This window comes from Corynebacterium tuberculostearicum (assembly GCF_030229345.1).
Lineage (GTDB): Bacteria > Actinomycetota > Actinomycetes > Mycobacteriales > Mycobacteriaceae > Corynebacterium > Corynebacterium tuberculostearicum_G.
Genome location: NZ_JASPGP010000006.1, coordinates 120,123 through 137,039, shown reverse-complemented (window position 1 = coordinate 137,039; position 16,917 = coordinate 120,123). Strand labels below are relative to the sequence as shown.

Annotated in this window: 14 protein-coding genes; 5 read left to right on the top strand and 9 right to left on the bottom strand. The window is 58.5% G+C overall.

What is annotated here, in order from left to right:
- Window positions 1-119: 119 nt before the first annotated feature.
- Window positions 120-1,766, bottom strand: a complete 1,647-nt coding sequence (locus QP884_RS06110; protein WP_284821295.1) for an L-lactate permease — start codon at window positions 1,764-1,766, stop codon at window positions 120-122.
- A 541-nt stretch (window positions 1,767-2,307) separates the two neighbouring features.
- Here QP884_RS06110 and gap point away from each other — a divergent pair.
- From gap to secG, 4 genes are all read left to right on the top strand, one after another.
- Entirely contained in the window at window positions 2,308-3,315 is a 1,008-nt protein-coding gene (gap, locus tag QP884_RS06105; protein WP_005324862.1) for a type I glyceraldehyde-3-phosphate dehydrogenase, read from the top strand.
- A 117-nt stretch (window positions 3,316-3,432) separates the two neighbouring features.
- Entirely contained in the window at window positions 3,433-4,650 is a 1,218-nt protein-coding gene (locus QP884_RS06100; protein WP_284821294.1) for a phosphoglycerate kinase, read from the top strand.
- A 39-nt stretch (window positions 4,651-4,689) separates the two neighbouring features.
- Window positions 4,690-5,472 carry a triose-phosphate isomerase gene (gene tpiA, locus QP884_RS06095; RefSeq protein ID WP_284821293.1) on the top strand — a complete coding sequence of 261 codons (783 nt, stop codon included), beginning with the start codon at window positions 4,690-4,692 and terminating at the stop codon, window positions 5,470-5,472.
- 184 nt (window positions 5,473-5,656) lie between these two features.
- A complete protein-coding gene (secG, locus tag QP884_RS06090; protein WP_150851357.1) occupies window positions 5,657-5,890 on the top strand; it encodes a preprotein translocase subunit SecG in 234 nt (77 codons plus the stop codon).
- A gap of 146 nt (window positions 5,891-6,036) precedes the next feature.
- Here the strand turns inward: secG and pgl are convergent, their stop codons facing one another.
- The 5 genes from pgl to tkt form a co-directional block, all read right to left on the bottom strand.
- On the bottom strand, window positions 6,037-6,798 hold the full coding sequence (gene pgl, locus QP884_RS06085) for a 6-phosphogluconolactonase (protein ID WP_284821291.1): 762 nt from the start codon (window positions 6,796-6,798) through the stop codon (window positions 6,037-6,039).
- 42 nt (window positions 6,799-6,840) lie between these two features.
- Window positions 6,841-7,776 carry a glucose-6-phosphate dehydrogenase assembly protein OpcA gene (locus QP884_RS06080; protein WP_204608982.1) on the bottom strand — a complete coding sequence of 312 codons (936 nt, stop codon included), beginning with the start codon at window positions 7,774-7,776 and terminating at the stop codon, window positions 6,841-6,843.
- A gap of 14 nt (window positions 7,777-7,790) precedes the next feature.
- Window positions 7,791-9,323 carry a glucose-6-phosphate dehydrogenase gene (zwf, locus tag QP884_RS06075; RefSeq protein ID WP_005328410.1) on the bottom strand — a complete coding sequence of 511 codons (1,533 nt, stop codon included), beginning with the start codon at window positions 9,321-9,323 and terminating at the stop codon, window positions 7,791-7,793.
- Window positions 9,324-9,422: 99 nt separating this feature from the next.
- On the bottom strand, window positions 9,423-10,508 hold the full coding sequence (tal, locus tag QP884_RS06070) for a transaldolase (protein ID WP_284821290.1): 1,086 nt from the start codon (window positions 10,506-10,508) through the stop codon (window positions 9,423-9,425).
- 27 nt (window positions 10,509-10,535) lie between these two features.
- Window positions 10,536-12,608 carry a transketolase gene (gene tkt, locus QP884_RS06065; protein ID WP_284821300.1) on the bottom strand — a complete coding sequence of 691 codons (2,073 nt, stop codon included), beginning with the start codon at window positions 12,606-12,608 and terminating at the stop codon, window positions 10,536-10,538.
- A gap of 348 nt (window positions 12,609-12,956) precedes the next feature.
- Here tkt and QP884_RS06060 point away from each other — a divergent pair, with 348 nt between their 5' ends.
- Window positions 12,957-13,901, top strand: a complete 945-nt coding sequence (locus tag QP884_RS06060) for a heme o synthase (protein ID WP_204608987.1) — start codon at window positions 12,957-12,959, stop codon at window positions 13,899-13,901.
- Between the two features lie 87 nt (window positions 13,902-13,988).
- Here QP884_RS06060 and QP884_RS06055 read toward each other — a convergent pair whose 3' ends face one another.
- The 3 genes from QP884_RS06055 to QP884_RS06045 all read right to left on the bottom strand — a co-directional run bounded on the left by QP884_RS06055 (window position 13,989) and on the right by QP884_RS06045 (window position 16,893).
- Window positions 13,989-14,966, bottom strand: a complete 978-nt coding sequence (locus tag QP884_RS06055; RefSeq protein WP_284821289.1) for a quinone oxidoreductase family protein — start codon at window positions 14,964-14,966, stop codon at window positions 13,989-13,991.
- 64 nt (window positions 14,967-15,030) lie between these two features.
- On the bottom strand, window positions 15,031-16,059 hold the full coding sequence (locus tag QP884_RS06050; protein ID WP_284821299.1) for a COX15/CtaA family protein: 1,029 nt from the start codon (window positions 16,057-16,059) through the stop codon (window positions 15,031-15,033).
- A gap of 69 nt (window positions 16,060-16,128) precedes the next feature.
- Window positions 16,129-16,893, bottom strand: coding sequence for an ABC transporter permease (locus QP884_RS06045; RefSeq protein ID WP_284821287.1), 765 nt, complete (start codon window positions 16,891-16,893; stop codon window positions 16,129-16,131).
- Window positions 16,894-16,917 lie beyond the last annotated feature (24 nt).

Sequence of the window (16,917 nt, the reverse complement as noted above, 5' to 3'; positions counted from 1 at the left end):
AGAATCCGGAACCCATTTCGACTCCACACAATCACCCAACCCATGTCAGGTGTTTCCACGACCGCTAGAAATCAAGCGGCTAGCAGGTGCGCAACCGGCTAGCCAGAAGCGTTAAAGAACTAGGGCACGAGGAATCCTAGGACGTTTGTCATCAGGAACACGATGACGCAGACAAACGCAAGGAAGGCCACGGAGTAGCCCACTACGTTCTTCAGGATGACTGATTCCTTGCCCTCCATATTGACGGCGGTAGCCGCAATTGCAAGGGACTGCGGGGAGATCATCTTGCCCACAACGCCGCCTGCGGTATTGGCCGCGAGCATGAGGTCAGGATTCACGCTGATTCGCTCTGCCGCTGCAACCTGCAGGTTGGCAAAGAGGGCATTAGCAGACGTATCGGAGCCAGTAACCGCGGTACCAATCCAGCCCAGGACTGGGGCGAAGAGCGCAAAGATGCTGCCGGCAGAAGAGACGAACTCACCAATAGCAATAGTCTGGCCGGAGTAGTTCATCGTATAGGCCAAGGCCAGCACCAGGATGATGGTAAGAGCCGAGAACTTCATGCGGCTGACGACGTCCCCAAAGGCGCTTACCGGCTGTCCAAAGCCTAGGCTGTAGCGGCCATTTTCATTGAAGAAGTGGTAGACAACCGCAACGATAATGCCCGAGAGCAGCAGGAGCGTACCTGGGTTGCCAAAGACATTGAAACTGAAGCTGGTATCCATGAGGTTACCGTCGGCGTCGACAATCGCGTCATCAAGCAAAGGCCAGGCAAAGTGGATCTTGAGGAATCCGAAGATGGCGGGGGCTGCGGTTGCCACAGCAAAGACAACGGTTACTACCGCGTAGGGAAGCAGCGCCATCCAGATACGGCGCCCGTTGAGGTCGGTGGTGGACTCGGCGGCAGGCAGCTCGAGACGCTCGCGCAACTCCTTGACACCCTTCGGCTTCCATACCCGGAGGAAAGCGAAAGCACAGCCCAAGGAGACGATGCAGGCGATGACGTTGGTGAGCTGGTACGCAAAGAAAGTCGCGGCCAACCACTGAGCCAACGCGAAGGAAACGCCAATCACGGCAGCGGCCGGGGCAGTTTCCTTCACACCGCGGATGCCGTCCAAGATAAAGGCGATGAGGAATGGCACGATAGCGGCGATGAGCAGCACCTGCAAGGAGATAAGTGCTGCAATGTCCTGGGTCTGCTCGGCGCTGCGACCGGCTACCTCGCCAGCTGTGGTTACCGGGATGCCAACCGCGCCAAAAGCAACCGGAGCGGTATTAGCAATCAGAACTACTGTTGCCGCGCGCAGTGGCTTCACGCCAAGGGCCATGATCATGGTCGCGGTAATGGCCACGGGGGCGCCGAAGCCAGCGAGGGCCTCCAACAAACCGCCAAAACAGAAGGCGATGAGGATAGCCTGAATGCGAATATCGCCATCACCCAACAGGTCAAAGGTCTTGCGCAAATCCTCGAAGCGCCCGGAGGCTACGGTGATTTCATAGAACCAGATTGCGGTAATGATGACCCAAACAATGGGCAGGAGCCCGAAAAGCCCGCCACGTACGGCGGAGGACAAAGCCATATCTACCGGCATGGAGAAGCCGGCGATGGCAATAATGAGGGATACTGCCAGGGCAACGGCGCCAGAAGTATGCGCGCGTGCCTTTACGCCTAGCAGCATGATAAAGAATGCAATGAGCGGGAGAATCGCCACCAGGGCGGTAAGCCCGAGGCTGTCACCCACAGCAGAGGTATTTATTTCGAACAAGAGACGTCCTTGATTTCTACGGTGGTCTTGCCCGTAGGAAACTACGGGCACCTGAAAGCATTCTCACGGTGACCAACGGTGGCGCTAGAGCAGGCAGGGTTGCCTTAAACGCTTTGTGAGCCAGTGAGTAAGGAAAGCATATCGTGCGGTGGGTGTCACGGAAACAATACGGTCGTCTTGGTAGGTGTTAGCGGCAGCATTTCTCAATGTCCGATCGGGCAGAGGCGGGCGCAACTCCTGAAGTGTAGCAGTGATATATCTCACGTTTACGGGGTAAACACAACACAAACCCACGGGTTCGGGCCTATCCAGCGGGTTTATATGTGGTAAATAAAAAGGATCGGAAAGAGTGTACGCGCTTTTGGAAAGTCTGTCATCTACTAGTTCTTAAGGCCGCTGGGAGTCTGCGCTGACCAAAAACGCTCGGTAGTATCGGCGATGTAAGGGAAAACGCTCGGGCGCTTCTCAAACACAGACTTCATCGAAAGACCCGCGCACATACCCGTACACACAATTACTCGACTCTTTGAGGAGAAATACAGTGACTATCCGCGTAGGTATCAATGGCTTTGGCCGCATCGGCCGTAACTTTTTCCGTGCAGTCGCTCAGGGTGACAACGACCTCGAAGTTGTTGCAGTAAACGACCTGACCGACAACGGCACGCTGGCTAACCTGCTGAAGTACGACTCCGTACTGGGCCGCTTCGATGGCGAAATTACCCACGACGATGAGTCCATCACCGTTAACGGTCACCGCATCGTGGTAACCGCCGAGAAGGACCCGAAGCAGCTCAAGTGGGGCGAGTACAACGTAGACCTCGTCATCGAGTCCACCGGCCGCTTCACTAACGGCAACGACGCCAAGGCTCACCTCGAAGCTGGCGCCAAGAAGGTCATTATCTCCGCTCCGGGTAAGGAAGTAGACGCAACCTTCGTCTACGGCGTCAACTCTGACACCTATGATCCGGCAAACCACAACGTCATCTCCGCAGCATCCTGCACCACTAACTGCCTGGCACCGATGGCAAAGGTTCTCAATGACGAGTTCGGCATCGAAAAGGGCCTGATGACCACCGTTCACGCTTACACCGGCGACCAGCGCATCCAGGACGCTCCGCACAAGGATCCGCGCCGCGCCCGTGCCGCTGCAGTAAACATGGTGCCTACCTCCACTGGCGCTGCTAAGGCCGTATCCCTGGTTCTGCCTGAGCTGGACGGCAAGCTGGATGGTTACGCAATGCGCGTTCCGGTTATCACCGGCTCCGCTACTGACTTGACCTTCACCGCTTCCCGCGACGTCACCGCCGAGGAAATCAACGCCGCCCTGAAGGAAGCTGCTGAGGGCGAGCTCAAGGACACCCTCGCATACACCGAGGATCCGCTGGTTTCCACCGATATTGTTACCTCCCCGCACGGCTGCATCTTCGACTCCGGCATGACCAAGGTTTCCAACGGCAACCTGGTCAAGGTTCTGGGCTGGTATGACAACGAGTGGGGCTACACTTCCCAGCTCGTTCGCCTGACCAACCTGGTGGCAGACAAGCTCTAAACTAGAGCTCTAGCAATGAGGAACCGGCCCGATGCAAGCCTTAACGGCGCTGCGTCGTGGCCGGTATTCTTATATCTATAGCCTTTTAACCCGTCCGAATTAATTAAGGAGTAAATAATGGCTTTCCAGACACTTGACGATCTTCTCAATGAGGGCGTCGAATCCCGCCACGTCCTCGTCCGCTCTGACTTCAATGTTCCACTTGATGAAGAGGGAAACATTACCGATCCCGGACGTATTAACGCTTCTCTTCCGACCATCAAGGCACTGGTAGAAGGTGGCGCAAAGGTCATTCTTTCCGCTCACCTGGGTCGTCCCAAGGGTGAGGTAAACCCTAAGTTCTCTTTGGCTCCAGTAGCTGAAGCGCTGTCTGAAGCGCTTGACCAGTACGTTGCCCTAGCCGGCGACGTCACCGGAGAAGACGCTCATGAGCGTGCCAACGGCCTCAACGATGGCGACGTGATGTTGGTAGAAAACGTCCGCTTCGACCCCCGTGAGACCTCCAAGGACGAGGCTGAGCGCGGCCAGTTCGCTGACGAGCTCGTTGCTCTGGCAGCCGATAACGGCGCTTTTGTTTCCGATGGCTTTGGCGTTGTCCACCGTGCGCAGGCATCTGTGTATGACGTCGCTAAGCGCCTGCCGGCTTATGCAGGCAAGCTCGTAGAAAAGGAACTGTCGGTTCTGTCCACGGTAGCTAAGGAGCCGGAGCACCCGTACGTGGTTGTCCTCGGCGGCGCCAAGGTTTCGGACAAGCTCGGCGTGATTGAGGCACTGGCCGGCAAGGCAGACAAGGTCATCATTGGTGGCGGCATGTGCTACACCCTGCTGGCTGCCAAGGGCTACAACGTTCAAGAGTCCCTGCTGCAGGAAGATCAGATCGAAAACTGCAAGGACCTGCTCGAGCGCTTTGGTGACAAGCTGGTGCTTCCGGTTGATCTGATTGCTGCAAGCAAGTTCGCGGCGGATGCAGAGACCCAGGTGGTCGAGCTCGATAGCATCCCTGAGGGCTGGATGTCCCTGGATATTGGGCCAAAGTCCGTGGAAAAATTTGCAGAGGTTCTTGCTTCTTCCAAGACCGTCTTCTGGAATGGCCCGATGGGCGTATTCGAAATGGAAGCTTTCTCCAAGGGCACTGCTGGTGTAGCGCAGGCTATTATCGACGCCACCGCAAACAACGGTTCCTTCTCCGTCGTCGGTGGCGGCGACTCCGCTGCCTCCGTGCGTATGCTGGGCTTGGACGAGGACGGCTTCAGCCATATCTCCACCGGCGGCGGCGCCTCCCTCGAGTACCTCGAGGGCAAGGAGCTTCCGGGCGTATCTGTCCTGGAAGCCTAAAACTGCCTGATCAACTTGCCATAAAGAGAGGAAAAATTCATGGCACGCACCCCACTTATCGCAGGTAACTGGAAGATGAACCTCGACCACGTCGAGGCCATCGGCTCCGTTCAAAAGTTCGCCTTCTCCCTGCCAAAGGACTACTACGAGAAGGTCGACGTGGCCTACATGGTCCCGTTTACTGATATCCGCACTGTCCAAACGTTGGTAGAGGGCGACAAGCTGCAGGTCACCTACGGTGCGCAGGACATCTCTAAGCACGAGTCCGGCGCATTCACTGGTGAAGTATCTGGCAAGATGCTGGCCAAGCTCGGCTGCAGCTGGGTGGTCGTGGGCCATTCGGAGCGCCGTCAGTACCACGGCGAGACCGATAAGCTTGTTGCAGAAAAGGCAGCCGCAGCATTGGACAATGGCATCAGCCCCATCGTGTGCGTGGGCGAGCCGCTGGCTGTACGCGAGGCCGGTACACACGTGGACTACGTGGTTAACCAGACCCGCAATTCCTTGGCTGGCCTGAGCGCAGACCAGCTTGCCAAGACTGTTATCGCCTACGAGCCAGTTTGGGCGATTGGCACCGGCAAGGTTGCCTCCGCAGACGATGCCCAGGAAGTCTGCGCCGCCATCCGTGAGCTCGTAAAGGAGCTCGCAGGCGAGGAGGTTGCTGCAGGTATCCGCATTCTCTACGGTGGTTCCGTCAAGGTTGATTCCGTTGCAGAGATCGTCAGCAAGCCTGACGTCGACGGCGGCCTTATCGGTGGTGCCTCCTTGGTCGGCGAGGAGTTTGCCAAGTTGGCGGCCAACGCAGCTAATGCCCTGAACTAACAGGAGTTATCACCTGTCACAGGTTCGCGCAAAGGCGCGGGTTGGAATGGTTCCAGCCCGCGTCATCGTGTACAGTGGGCCGGTGTGATTGCTTTGCTGTACGCGAAGCCTAAAAGTACGATTCCGCGCTAGCGGGTGGCGAGAGTTACCCACAGGGCGCACGTTAGAAATAAGGATTATCCTCATGGTCTTGGCACTGGAAATCATCTTGGTCATCGCAGCTATTTTGATGTCCATCTTCGTGCTGCTGCACAAGGGCAAAGGCGGCGGCCTGTCCAGCCTCTTCGGCGGCGGCGTGCAGTCTAACCTTTCCGGCTCGACCGTCGTGGAAAAGAACCTGGACCGTTACACCGTGATCATGGTAATTATCTGGCTTGCGTGCATCGTAGGCCTTAACCTCATCCAGGCATTCGCTTAAGCTACCAGCTGGAAGAGCGAAAGCGCCGGTATCGGCTTCCAACCTCTAGGTTCCCTGTGGGAACTGGCGGTGGGGAAGCGGTACCGGCGCTTTTTGTGTGGCGCCGAGCCACAAGTTCAGCTCGGCTGCGCATTAGGCAGCCGTGCCTAGAGCTCGGAGGCAGCGTCATCGGCAAGGAAGAGGATGGTTTCTTCCTTACCGTGCGCGCCTGCAGCCGGCCATTCTTCGGGCTCAGCGCCTTCAACGACGTGCTTGGCAGCTTCCGCCTTGGCCTCGCCGGCAACGAGGAGCCAAATACGATCAGACTTGTTGACTGCGGGAAGAGTAAGGGTAATCCGCTCGCTCGGCGGCTTGGGAGAGTCGTGAACGGGAACAGCTAGCTCTTCTTGTTCACGGACCGCCTCAGAATGGGGGAACAAGGAATTAATATGGCCCTCTTCCCCCATGCCCAGCAGATGCAGGTCGAATCCGTTCGGGGCGAATTCCTTTAGCTCTGGCTCATACGCACTCGCCGCGGCTTCCATGGACACCGCGCCCAGATCAAAACCGTGAATATTCTGGTCCGGAATATCTACGTGGTTGAGCAGCGCACTGCGTGCTTGACCCTCATTAGAATCTGCGTCAGAGACGGGTACATTACGCTCGTCGCCGAAAAAGACGTGAACGCGCGACCAATCGATGCGCTGGGCTGGAAAATTCTCGCCTTGCTGCTGTGCCGCGAAATCCAAACGAGCTAGCTCGTGAAGAACGCCAATTCCAGCGCCACCGCCGGTTAGGACAACTCGCGCGACCCCATCGTGGTGGAGCCCGCCACCGGCGGCTTGGATACGCGCTACGGTATCCACGAATTTCAGCGCGGCCTGGGAGATAAGGTCATCCACATCGCTTACGCGGTGAAGAGTTACCATGAGGTATCGCTATCCTTTGCAAAGAATCAGAGTTAAGCCGTTTTACTGCTTACTGTAGTCTACTTGGGCTAGCGCACGGAGCGCTTGCGCATAAGTCTTATCGGCATCCAGATGGCGCAATTCTTCAGAGAGAACCTCAGCTTGGGAGCGCTTGCTAAGGCTCACCAAGGAATCCGGGGAACCTGGAACGCACACACGCACCGTGCGCTCGTCGACGACATCTACGTCGACGTGGCTCGTTTCCCGGTTAAACCGCAAGTGGGTCACCGGGAAGTGCGGCTCCTGAGAGTCGGTCACTGTGCGGTGGACGGGGACTGCCAGACGATCGAGGAGCCATCCGGCCGCGAAGTCTGGAGCTGGGTGGCCCGCAGGGCCCGCTACCTCGACGGACTGCACGGGCTCGTGAGGATGGCGGTCCAATGCGGAGGCCACGACGCCGCGCCACAAAGTGATGGCGGCCCAGGACATATCGGAATCGCCCGGCGTGTAACCGGCGGATAAGGTGCGCAGATCTTCGCCAGTGACGCGTCCGTCATGGGCAACGTTGGTGATGCGGCGTTGAGCCAGTTTGCCCACCGAGCTGGCAGCTGGGTCAGGCGGGCACAAGGTAGGCCACCAGGCAACCAAGGGCGTATCGGGAAGCAGCAGTGGAGTAACGACTGCCTCGTCCTGGTTTGCCAAAGCGCCGTGCAACTTCATGATGACCATCTCAGAAGCACCCGCTTCACCACCCACGCGCAGCTGCGCGTCAAGGTGGGTATCTGCCTGCGGGTCGCCCGTCACGACGACCAGAACGCGCGACGGGTGCTCGTGGGAGGCATCGCGCACGGAGGCCAGGATATTTTCCAGATCATCGTCCTCGCGGGCCGCCACGATTAGGGTAAGTACTCGGCCGGTAGTAAGGGTGTAATGCTCCTGGGCCTCTACTAGCTTTTTGGAGATCTCACGCGTAGTGGTGTTGGGCAATGGAATAATCATTGTCTGCTTCCCTCCTATGGGCGGCGCCAGGAGTGGCCCCGGCGGCGCAACATTCTATCGGCGGATTCAGGGCCCCATGTGCCAGCGCGGTATTCCTCCGGCTGGCCTGCTTCGGCCCAGTAATCGATGATGGGATCCAAAATCGACCAGGAAAGTTCCACCTCTTCGTTGGTGGGGAAGAGCGAGGACTCATCGAGGAGGGCATCCAAAATCAGGCGCTCGTATGCTTCCGGAGATTCCTCGGTAAAGGCCTCAGCATAAGCAAAGTCCATATTGACGTCGCGGACCTCCATGGTGGAGCCGGGCACCTTGGAACCAAAGCGCATGGTGACACCTTCATCCGGCTGTACGCGGATGACGACGGCGTTTCGGCCCAGCGCATCGGTCTGGCCGTCGACGAATGGTTGATTTGGCGCTGCCTTGAATACCAGCGCAATCTCGGTCACGCGGCGGCCCAAGCGCTTGCCCGTGCGCAGGTAGAAAGGCACTCCTCCCCAGCGGCGGGAGTTTACTTCCAAGGTGCAGGCTGCATAGGTCTCCGTCGTGGACTCCGGATCGAAGCCTTCTTCTTCGCGCAGGCCCTTGACAAACTCGGAGCCTTGCCAGCCGGCGGAGTACTGGCCGCGAGCAGTCGTCTTATTGAGTGGGTGCACGGCGTGGGTAGCGCGTAACACCTTGACCTTTTCTGCCTGCAGGGCCTCGGGCTCAAAGGAGGACGGTTCTTCCATCGCAACCAGAGCCAAAAGCTGCAGCAGGTGGTTCTGGATGACGTCGCGAGCCGCACCGATGCCGTCATAGTATCCGGCACGGCCGCCCAAGCCAATATCTTCGGCCATGGTGATTTGGACGTGATCGATGTAGTGGGCGTTCCACATGGGCTCAAAAATTTGATTGGCAAAGCGCAAAGCCATGATGTTTTGCACCGTTTCCTTGCCCAAGTAATGGTCAATGCGGAAGACCGCGGACTCGGGGAAGACGGCGTTGACAATCTCATTGAGCTTGCGGGCAGACTCTTGATCGTGGCCGAAAGGCTTCTCAATGATTACTCGGCGCCACGAGTCCTCGACGGAGTTGGCCATGCCCACCCGCTCCAGCTGGTGGCAGATATTGGAGAAGAATTCCGGTGGAACCGAAAGGTAGTATGCCCAGTTGCTGCCGGTGCCGCGCTCGCGATCTAGCTCGCCCAGACGCGCCGAGAGGCGATCGAATCCAGCATCGTCGAAAGAGCCTTGTACAAATTCGATGCCCTGGGATAGATGCTGCCAGACATCTTCATTGAACTCGGTACGTGAGCCAGCGATGACGGCTGAGCGAACGTAGTCACAGAATGCGACTTTGTCCCAGTCGCGGCGACCATAACCCACAAGGGTAAAGCCAGCGGGTAGGAGTCCACGGCTTGCTAGGTCGTAGATTGCGGGCAGTAGCTTTTTATATGCTAGGTCACCGGTAACGCCGAAGATGACCATGCCCGCGGGTCCTGCGATTCGCGGCAATCGCTTGTCGCTGGCATTGCGCAAGGGGTTGACCCAAGCGGCTGAGTCGGTCACGAAGAATCCTTCCTGAGTTTATGGGCTTTAAGCTCGCTAATATTCTAGCGGCAGAATGCCCCGCCGAATTCTCGGCGGGGCACAAGTCACACGGCTAGTTTACGCGAGTCGCTCCTCAATGGAAGCAAGCAGTTCCTCCCACGCGGCGACAAACTTATCTACGCCCTCGCGCTCCAGCACTGCAAAGACATCATCGAAATCAATGCCGACCTCTTCTAGCTGGGCAAAGACGCCTTCTGCAGCCTCGCAGCTATCAGACAGGGCATCGCCGTGAAGGTTGCCCTCAGAGAGAACCGCATCGATGGTCTTTTCCGGCATGGTGTTTACCGTGTGCGGGCCAGCCAGCTCCGATACGTACAAGGTGGCTGGGTACTCCGGATTCTTTACGCCGGTAGAAGCCCACAGTGGACGCTGGAGGTGGGCGCCTTCGGGCAAGTCGGCGTCGTCAAGCAAGGCGTCCTGGAAGAGGGCATAGGCGCGCTGCGCATTGGCGACGCCCGCCTTACCCCGCAGTGCCAGAGCAATCTCGCTGCCAATGGCTTCCAAGCGCTTATCTACTTCGGTATCCAAACGGGAAACAAAGAAGGAAGCCACGGAGTGAATGGTAGAGACGTCCTTGCCTGCTTCGGCGGCACGCTTGAGGCCAGTACGGAAAGCCTCAATGACATCGCGGTAGCGATCCACGGAGAAAATAAGGGTGACGTTGACGCTGATTCCCTCTGCCAGGGCATCTTCGATGGCCGGAAGGGAGCCGGTCGTGGCCGGAATCTTGATCATCACGTTGGGTCGATCAACCTTGGACCATAGCTCACGCGCCTGTTCAAGGGTGGCGTTAGCGTCATCAGAAATGCGTGGGTCGACCTCGATGGACACGCGGCCATCTGCGCCGTTGGTAGAGGAGTAGATACCTGCAAAGAGGTCGCAGGCATTCTTGACGTCCTCAATAGCCAATGCGTACACCGCCTCATCCGCGGAAGCCTTGGCTTCCTTCAACGTGGAAAGCTCGGCGTCGTAGGCGGTGCCGTTGGTCATCGCTGCGGCGAAAATAGCCGGGTTGGTGGTAACTCCCACGATGGACTTCGTGGAAATTATCTCCTCGAGATTGCCCGATACTAGGCGCTCGCGAGAAAGGTCATCGAGCCAGGTTGAGGTTCCCAGCTGGGCAAGTTCGGAAATGTGGTTCATGATTACTCCTTATCCAGTCCTGGAGGTTTACTTCTTCGCGGCGGCGAGCGATTCCTGCGCCGCTTCAACAACCGCTGCGGTGGTGAAGCCAAAGTTCTCAAAGAGCTCGCCCGCAGGAGCGGAGGCGCCGTAGTGCTCGATGGAGATGGTCCGGCCGAAGGAACCGGTGTATTTGTGCCACGGCATAGCGATGCCGGCTTCGATGGACACGCGGGCCTGCACTTCGCTAGGCAGCACGGACTCGCGGTATGCGTCATCCTGCTCATCAAACCACTCGAGGCACGGTGCGGAGACAACGCGGGTGGCTGTTCCGGCGGCCTCCAGTTCCTTAGCGGCGGCGACGGCAAGCTGCACCTCAGAGCCGGTAGCGAGGAGGATTACGTCTGGCGTTTCCTTGGATGCTTCCACCAGAACATAAGCGCCGCGGCGCACGCCATCATGTGCCTTTTCCTTGGTGCCTTCCAGTACCGGCAGTCCCTGGCGGCTCAGTGCCAGGCCCTTTGGTGCGGCCTTGTACTCGAGCGCTGCGGCCCAAGCCTGAGCGGTTTCGTTGGCATCGGCCGGGCGAATAACGGACAGGTTCGGGATAGCGCGAAGGGCGGAAAGGGTCTCTACCGGCTGGTGGGTCGGGCCATCCTCGCCCAAGCCGATGGAGTCGTGGGTCCAGACATAGTAGGTATCGGTAGACATCAACGAGCCCAGGCGGACAGCGGGGTACTGGTACTCGGAGAAAATAAGGAAGGTGCCGCCGTAAACGCGGGTATTGCCGTGCAGAGCAATGCCGTTCATGATCGCAGACATCGCGTGCTCGCGAATGCCGAAGTGGAGGTTGCGGCCATACGGCTGAGCTGACCACATATCGGTGGTAATGGCTGCGGGGCCGAAGGAGTCCGCGCCCTTAATCACGGTGTTATTGGAGCCGGCAAGGTCAGCAGAGCCACCCCACATCTCAGGAAGGGAAGCGGCCAAGGCTTGGATGGTGGCCTCAGAAGCCTTGCGGGTGGCCAAAGACTCACCCGGTTCCCACACCGGCAATTCAGCGTCGAAATCTTGCGGCAATTCGCGCGCCTGCATGCGGTCAAAGAGTGCCTTGTTCTCCGGATTAGCTGCAGCCCATTCGTCGAACTTCTTCTGCCATGCGGAGTGCTTCTCTGCGCCGCGCTCGCGCAGCTTGCGGGTGTGTGCGATGACCTCGTCGTCGATGTGGAAGCTGCGCTCCGGATCGAAGCCCAAGACCTCCTTGGTGGCAGCAACTTCGTCATCGCCCAGCGCAGCGCCATGAACGCCGCCGGTATTCATCTTATTCGGGGCCGGGTAGCCGATGACGGTCTTCACGCGGATGAAGGAAGGGCGCTCGGTCTTTGCCTGTGCGGCCTTGACGGCCTCCTCAATAGCTACGACGTCTTCGCCGGATTCGACCGTTTGGACGTGCCAGCCGTAGGCCTCGTAGCGGGCGACCACGTCTTCGTTGAAAGCAATATTCGTATCGTCCTCAATAGAGATGCGGTTATCGTCCCAGAAGACAATCAAGTTGCCCAGCTTTTGCGTACCCGCCAGGGAAGAGGCCTCAGCGGTAACGCCTTCCTGTAGATCACCATCGGAAGCGATGGTGTAGATGTAGTGGTCGAAAGGAGACTCGCCGGCCGGTGCCTTAGGATCGAAAAGGCCGCGCTCCTTCCGTGCCGCCATGGCCATGCCAACGGAGGAAGCAAGGCCTTGGCCAAGGGGGCCAGTGGTGATTTCCACGCCATCGGTGTGGTGCACCTCAGGGTGGCCAGGCGTGCGCGAACCCCACGTACGCAGCTGCTTGAGATCGTCCATCTCCAAGCCAAAGCCGCCCAGGTAAAGCTGGATGTACTGGGTGAGGGAAGAGTGACCAACCGAAAGAACGAAGCGGTCGCGGCCGGCCCAGTGCACATCGGCGGGATCATGGTTAATGGCGCGTTGGTAGAGAGTGTAGGCGAGGGGAGCGAGGGACATTGCCGTACCGGGGTGGCCGGAACCGCACTTTTGTACAGCATCTGCGGCTAGAACTCGCACGGTGTCGACGGCGCGGGTGTCAAACTCCGACCAATCCTCCGGATAACGGCGCTCGACCATAGTTTGGAGTTCTGGGGACAACTTATCTTTCGACACTGGAAAGCCTCGCTTACGTCTAGGCAAAAAGTACTTAACTTTATTCAGTCTAGTAATTTTCTAACCGGCGGTGCGCAATTATAGAAAGCTAGGCATAAAAGGTATGCTGGCATGGCTAAGTGGAGTGCGCGCGGGCGCTAGAGCGCGCACTGAATCTAGCGGCCATAGGCCTGTTGTCTTTCACCCCTGCGCCGAAAACTGTGAGTGAGAGAACTGGAACTTTTTCACGGGCATGTGCGACCGCTAGGGGTGACCGTGCGCAGGAAGTGCGCGGGGCACAGTTCACCAACGTTCAGATAGTGGAGGAATCCCTTGGAGACCATCAAGGCCTATTTTGCGCTAACGAAACCGAGGATCATTGAACTCCTCCTCGTGGCCGCAATCCCGGCGATGCTCCAAGCGCAACGCGGCGTGGAGGCCGTTTCAGACAATATCTGGCTTATCGTGTCGACCATTTTCGGCGGTTGGATGGGCGCTGCTGCCGCCCACACGTTTAATAACGTCGTGGACTACGAGCTGGATCAAAAAATGCAGCGCACGAGGGCCCGCCCGCTGGTAAGGGCCAAGATTACTAAGCGAAACGCGGCAATTTTCGCCTGGGTAATGCTCATTATCTCCGTGCTGTGGTTGGGCGTCCTTGCCCATTCCTGGTTGGCGGCCTTCTTCGTGGTTTTGACGAATTTCTTCTACGTCTTCGTCTACACCAAGTTTTTGAAGATGCGCAATGCCCAAAATATCGTCTGGGGCGGCTTGGCCGGCTGCATGCCGGCGATGGTCGGCTGGGCGGTTATCCGGGATAACGCTCCTGCTGGAGAGCCTGACCGCTGGTGGCAGGCAATCGTGCTCTTCCTCATCATCTTCTTCTGGACTCCGCCACACACGTGGGCGCTGGCCATGAAGTACAAGGAAGACTACCGCAAGGCCGGCGTGCCGATGCTGCCCGTAGTGGCTGATGAAAAGGAAGTCACTCGACAGATCGTGTGGTATACCGTGGGCACGGTTATCGTGACCCTACTTATCGTCCCCGCTGCATCGTGGATCTACTTGGTCGCAGCACTTGCCTCCGGCGCGGTGTTCCTGTGGATGGCTATCCGCCTGCACAAGGGAGTCAAAAACGGCGCCAAGGTTAAGCCGATGCGCCTGTTTATTTACTCCAATAACTATCTGTCGGTGCTCTTTATCGGGTTGTCCATCGACGCAGTATTGGGCTGGGAGCCACTAGGCCGGATGCTTGGCTGGTCGGCCACGTTATTTTAACTGTGCCCAAATACCTAGGATAGGAACCAGAAAGCGCGGGAAGGCAAGGCAAATGCTTTCCCGCGCTTTTGGTGAGCGTGGGTGGGTTTAGGCTTTATCGCCAGCTTGGATGCGCAGCACGATGGAACCGGTAGTCTTGCGCTCTTGGAGATCGCGGTGGGCTGCAGCGGCATCTTCCAGTGGATAAGACGCCGTGACGTTGAAGCTCAGATCGCCGTCGATAACAGCTTGGACGACCGCCTGGGCACGCATTTGGAATTCGCCTTCCTGGGCTGTCCATGCGCCGATGGAAGGCCGGGTGAGGAAGATAGACCCATGCTTGTTCAGCAGCTGCGGGTCGATAGGCTCAACTGGGCCAGAGGCGGCGCCGAATAGCGCTACGGTGCCACGGGGGCGCACCGCTTCGAGTGACTCGTGGAAGGTCGCCTTGCCGACGCCGTCGTAAACCACGTCGACCCCCTTATCGCCGTTGTAGCGGCGGACCTGCTCGGCGAGTCCATCGCCATAACGGAATACCTTATCCGCACCGGCTGCGTAGGAGAGTTCTTCCTTTTCGTCTGTGGAGACCACCGTATAGACGGTAGCGCCGAGCGACGATGCCATTTGGGTGAGGATCTGGCCGACACCGCCGGCGCCGGCGGTAATCAGGCAGGAAGCGCCTTCACCCAGTTGATAAACGCCATGCGCCAAGTAGTGTGCGGTAATGCCTTGCAGCAACATGGAAGCAGCGACTTCTGGCTGGAAATCATCCGGGACTGCCACTAGTCCCTCGCGAGGAACGCAGACCTGCTCGGCGTAGGAGCCAAAAGCCTGGTTCCAGGCCACCATCGTGCCCTCGGCAATTTCCCCCTTGGGGTCGTGGACAACGCGTCCGGTGCCTTCGAATCCGGGAATGAACGGGGTGGCCGCGTTATAGATACCCTCACGATAATAGGTATCGATGTAGTTGACGCCAGCCATGATGACGTCCACCAAAACCTCGTCGTCATTAGGGGTGGGGGCGGGTACTTCGGTATAGCGAAGTACTTCTGGTCCGCCGGTTTCTGTGACCTGAATTGCGTGCATATAGCCAGGCTAGCGCAAAAAGCCGGCCGAGTGCAGTACCTCGGCCGGCCGTGAGCGTTATGGGTTAAGCGTTCGCGCGCTCCCGTTCGAGAGAGGCTTGGCGCGCGGCGTACTTTTCATCGCCGCTGGGAGAGCCGGTGATGAGATCTGCGGTGCCGTTGGTGCGGCGTACACCGTGCGCCCACAGCAGGGCGGTATACGCGGTGACGAAGGAGGAGAGCGCAATGTGGAAAGGGACAGTCCAGCGCGGAATGCTCATGTAGAACTGGTAAACGCCTACTGCCCACTGAATGAGGATGCATACAACGAGGACCCAGCCAGCCTTCTTGGCATCTTGTGGAGCCCGGTTCTTGTAAAGCAGGAAGACGGTAACAACCGTTAGCGTCAGGTAGACGTACATGCACATGGCGTGGGTGACGGCCATGGCTTCGGTATCTACCTGCAGGCGGCCTTCCATTCCCACCCCGGAATCGCCAGAGTGAACGCCCGAACCGGTAACCATCGTGCCGGTGATGAGCACAATGCTCAGGGCAACGGTAGCGACCGCTGCAAGGAGGCGGATCGCCTGAGGAAAGCGAGCGCGCGGCGTTCCGTCATCGGGTTCCAGAATGCGGGAATAAAGCATTGCCGCCAGCCATACCAAGAGCATGGAAGGCAGGAAGTGCAGTGCCACGGACCACCAGCGAAGGTCCAGGTGGACAGAAACGCCGCCAATGACCGCCTGCAGGACGATGCCGGCGACGTTGAGCCATGCGTACACCTTGAGCTCTGCGCGGCGACGCGCCATACGCATGGCGATGACGGCGGCAACCGCTGCCGCAGAGACGACAAAGGTCAGCAGGCGGTTACCAAACTCGATGGCCTGGTGGAGAGCAGGCGCAGCGCCTTCCATAGGGACAAGGGAGCCTGGTTGGCATTCCGGCCAGGTGGGACAGCCCAATCCCGAGCCGGTCACGCGGACAATGGAACCAGACACGGTGATGCCACCCTGGCACAAGAGGAGGATGAGCGCGATGAGGCGCTGCTGTTGCAGTGTAGGGGCGGCTTCCTTAAAGAAGCGCTTGATCTTCGTCCAGTAATTCACGCATTGAATCCTACTAGTCGGGAGATTTTGGGCATAAAAATTCCTCTCGTTTCGAAAGGAACCGGACAAAAGTCACATTTAGCCATCGAAGCGGAACCAACGGACCGCAGCGAACGACGCCACCGCTAGCCACGCCAACAAGGATAGGAGCTCGAGGCCGGGAAAGGTGGAATTAGAGGCGTCGGTAAGCGCGCCTGCTAGGGCGACGGTCGGCACCGCGTTGAGGATGCCATTATCGCCAAGGCCCTGGGAGTAGAGGGTCCAGCCGACTACGCCGAGGAGCAGGAACCAGATGAGGTTAGCCAACGCGAGCACCACCTCAGAGCTGAGGGTGCCGCCGAGCAGCAGCCCCATGGCGGTAAATGCCGCAACGCCGAAGACTAGCGAGAGGATCATGAGTAGCACCCCGCCCAGGCTGATGCGGAGGCCTAGAATATAGGCCGCTATACCCAGGACGAGGATTTGGAATACCACCATGGTGAGCACGCCGAGGATCTTGCCGCCAATGATGGCCCAAGCCGGCACACCGGACGCGCCGGTGCGTTTAAGTGCCCCGTAGCGCCGGTCAAAGGCAAGCGAAATGGCCTGACCGGTAAAGCCTGCGGAGGTGGCAGCTACTGCAAGCACCATGGGAAATACCTCGTGCAAGCCATGTCCGGTGAGCGACTCCAGGTGGGCCGCGCCAATGAGAAGGGCCAGCGGAATGATGACGCTCAGCAATTGCTGCTCGCCGTGGCGAAGCATGAGTTTTGCTTCCATCTTTCCTTGCGCGAGCAACATAGCGCCGGCGCTGGCCCGTTTGGGGGCGGGGGTAAAGGTTCCGGGGTTAAAGGTCGTGCTCATGTGGTGGCTTCTTTCCGCAACGCA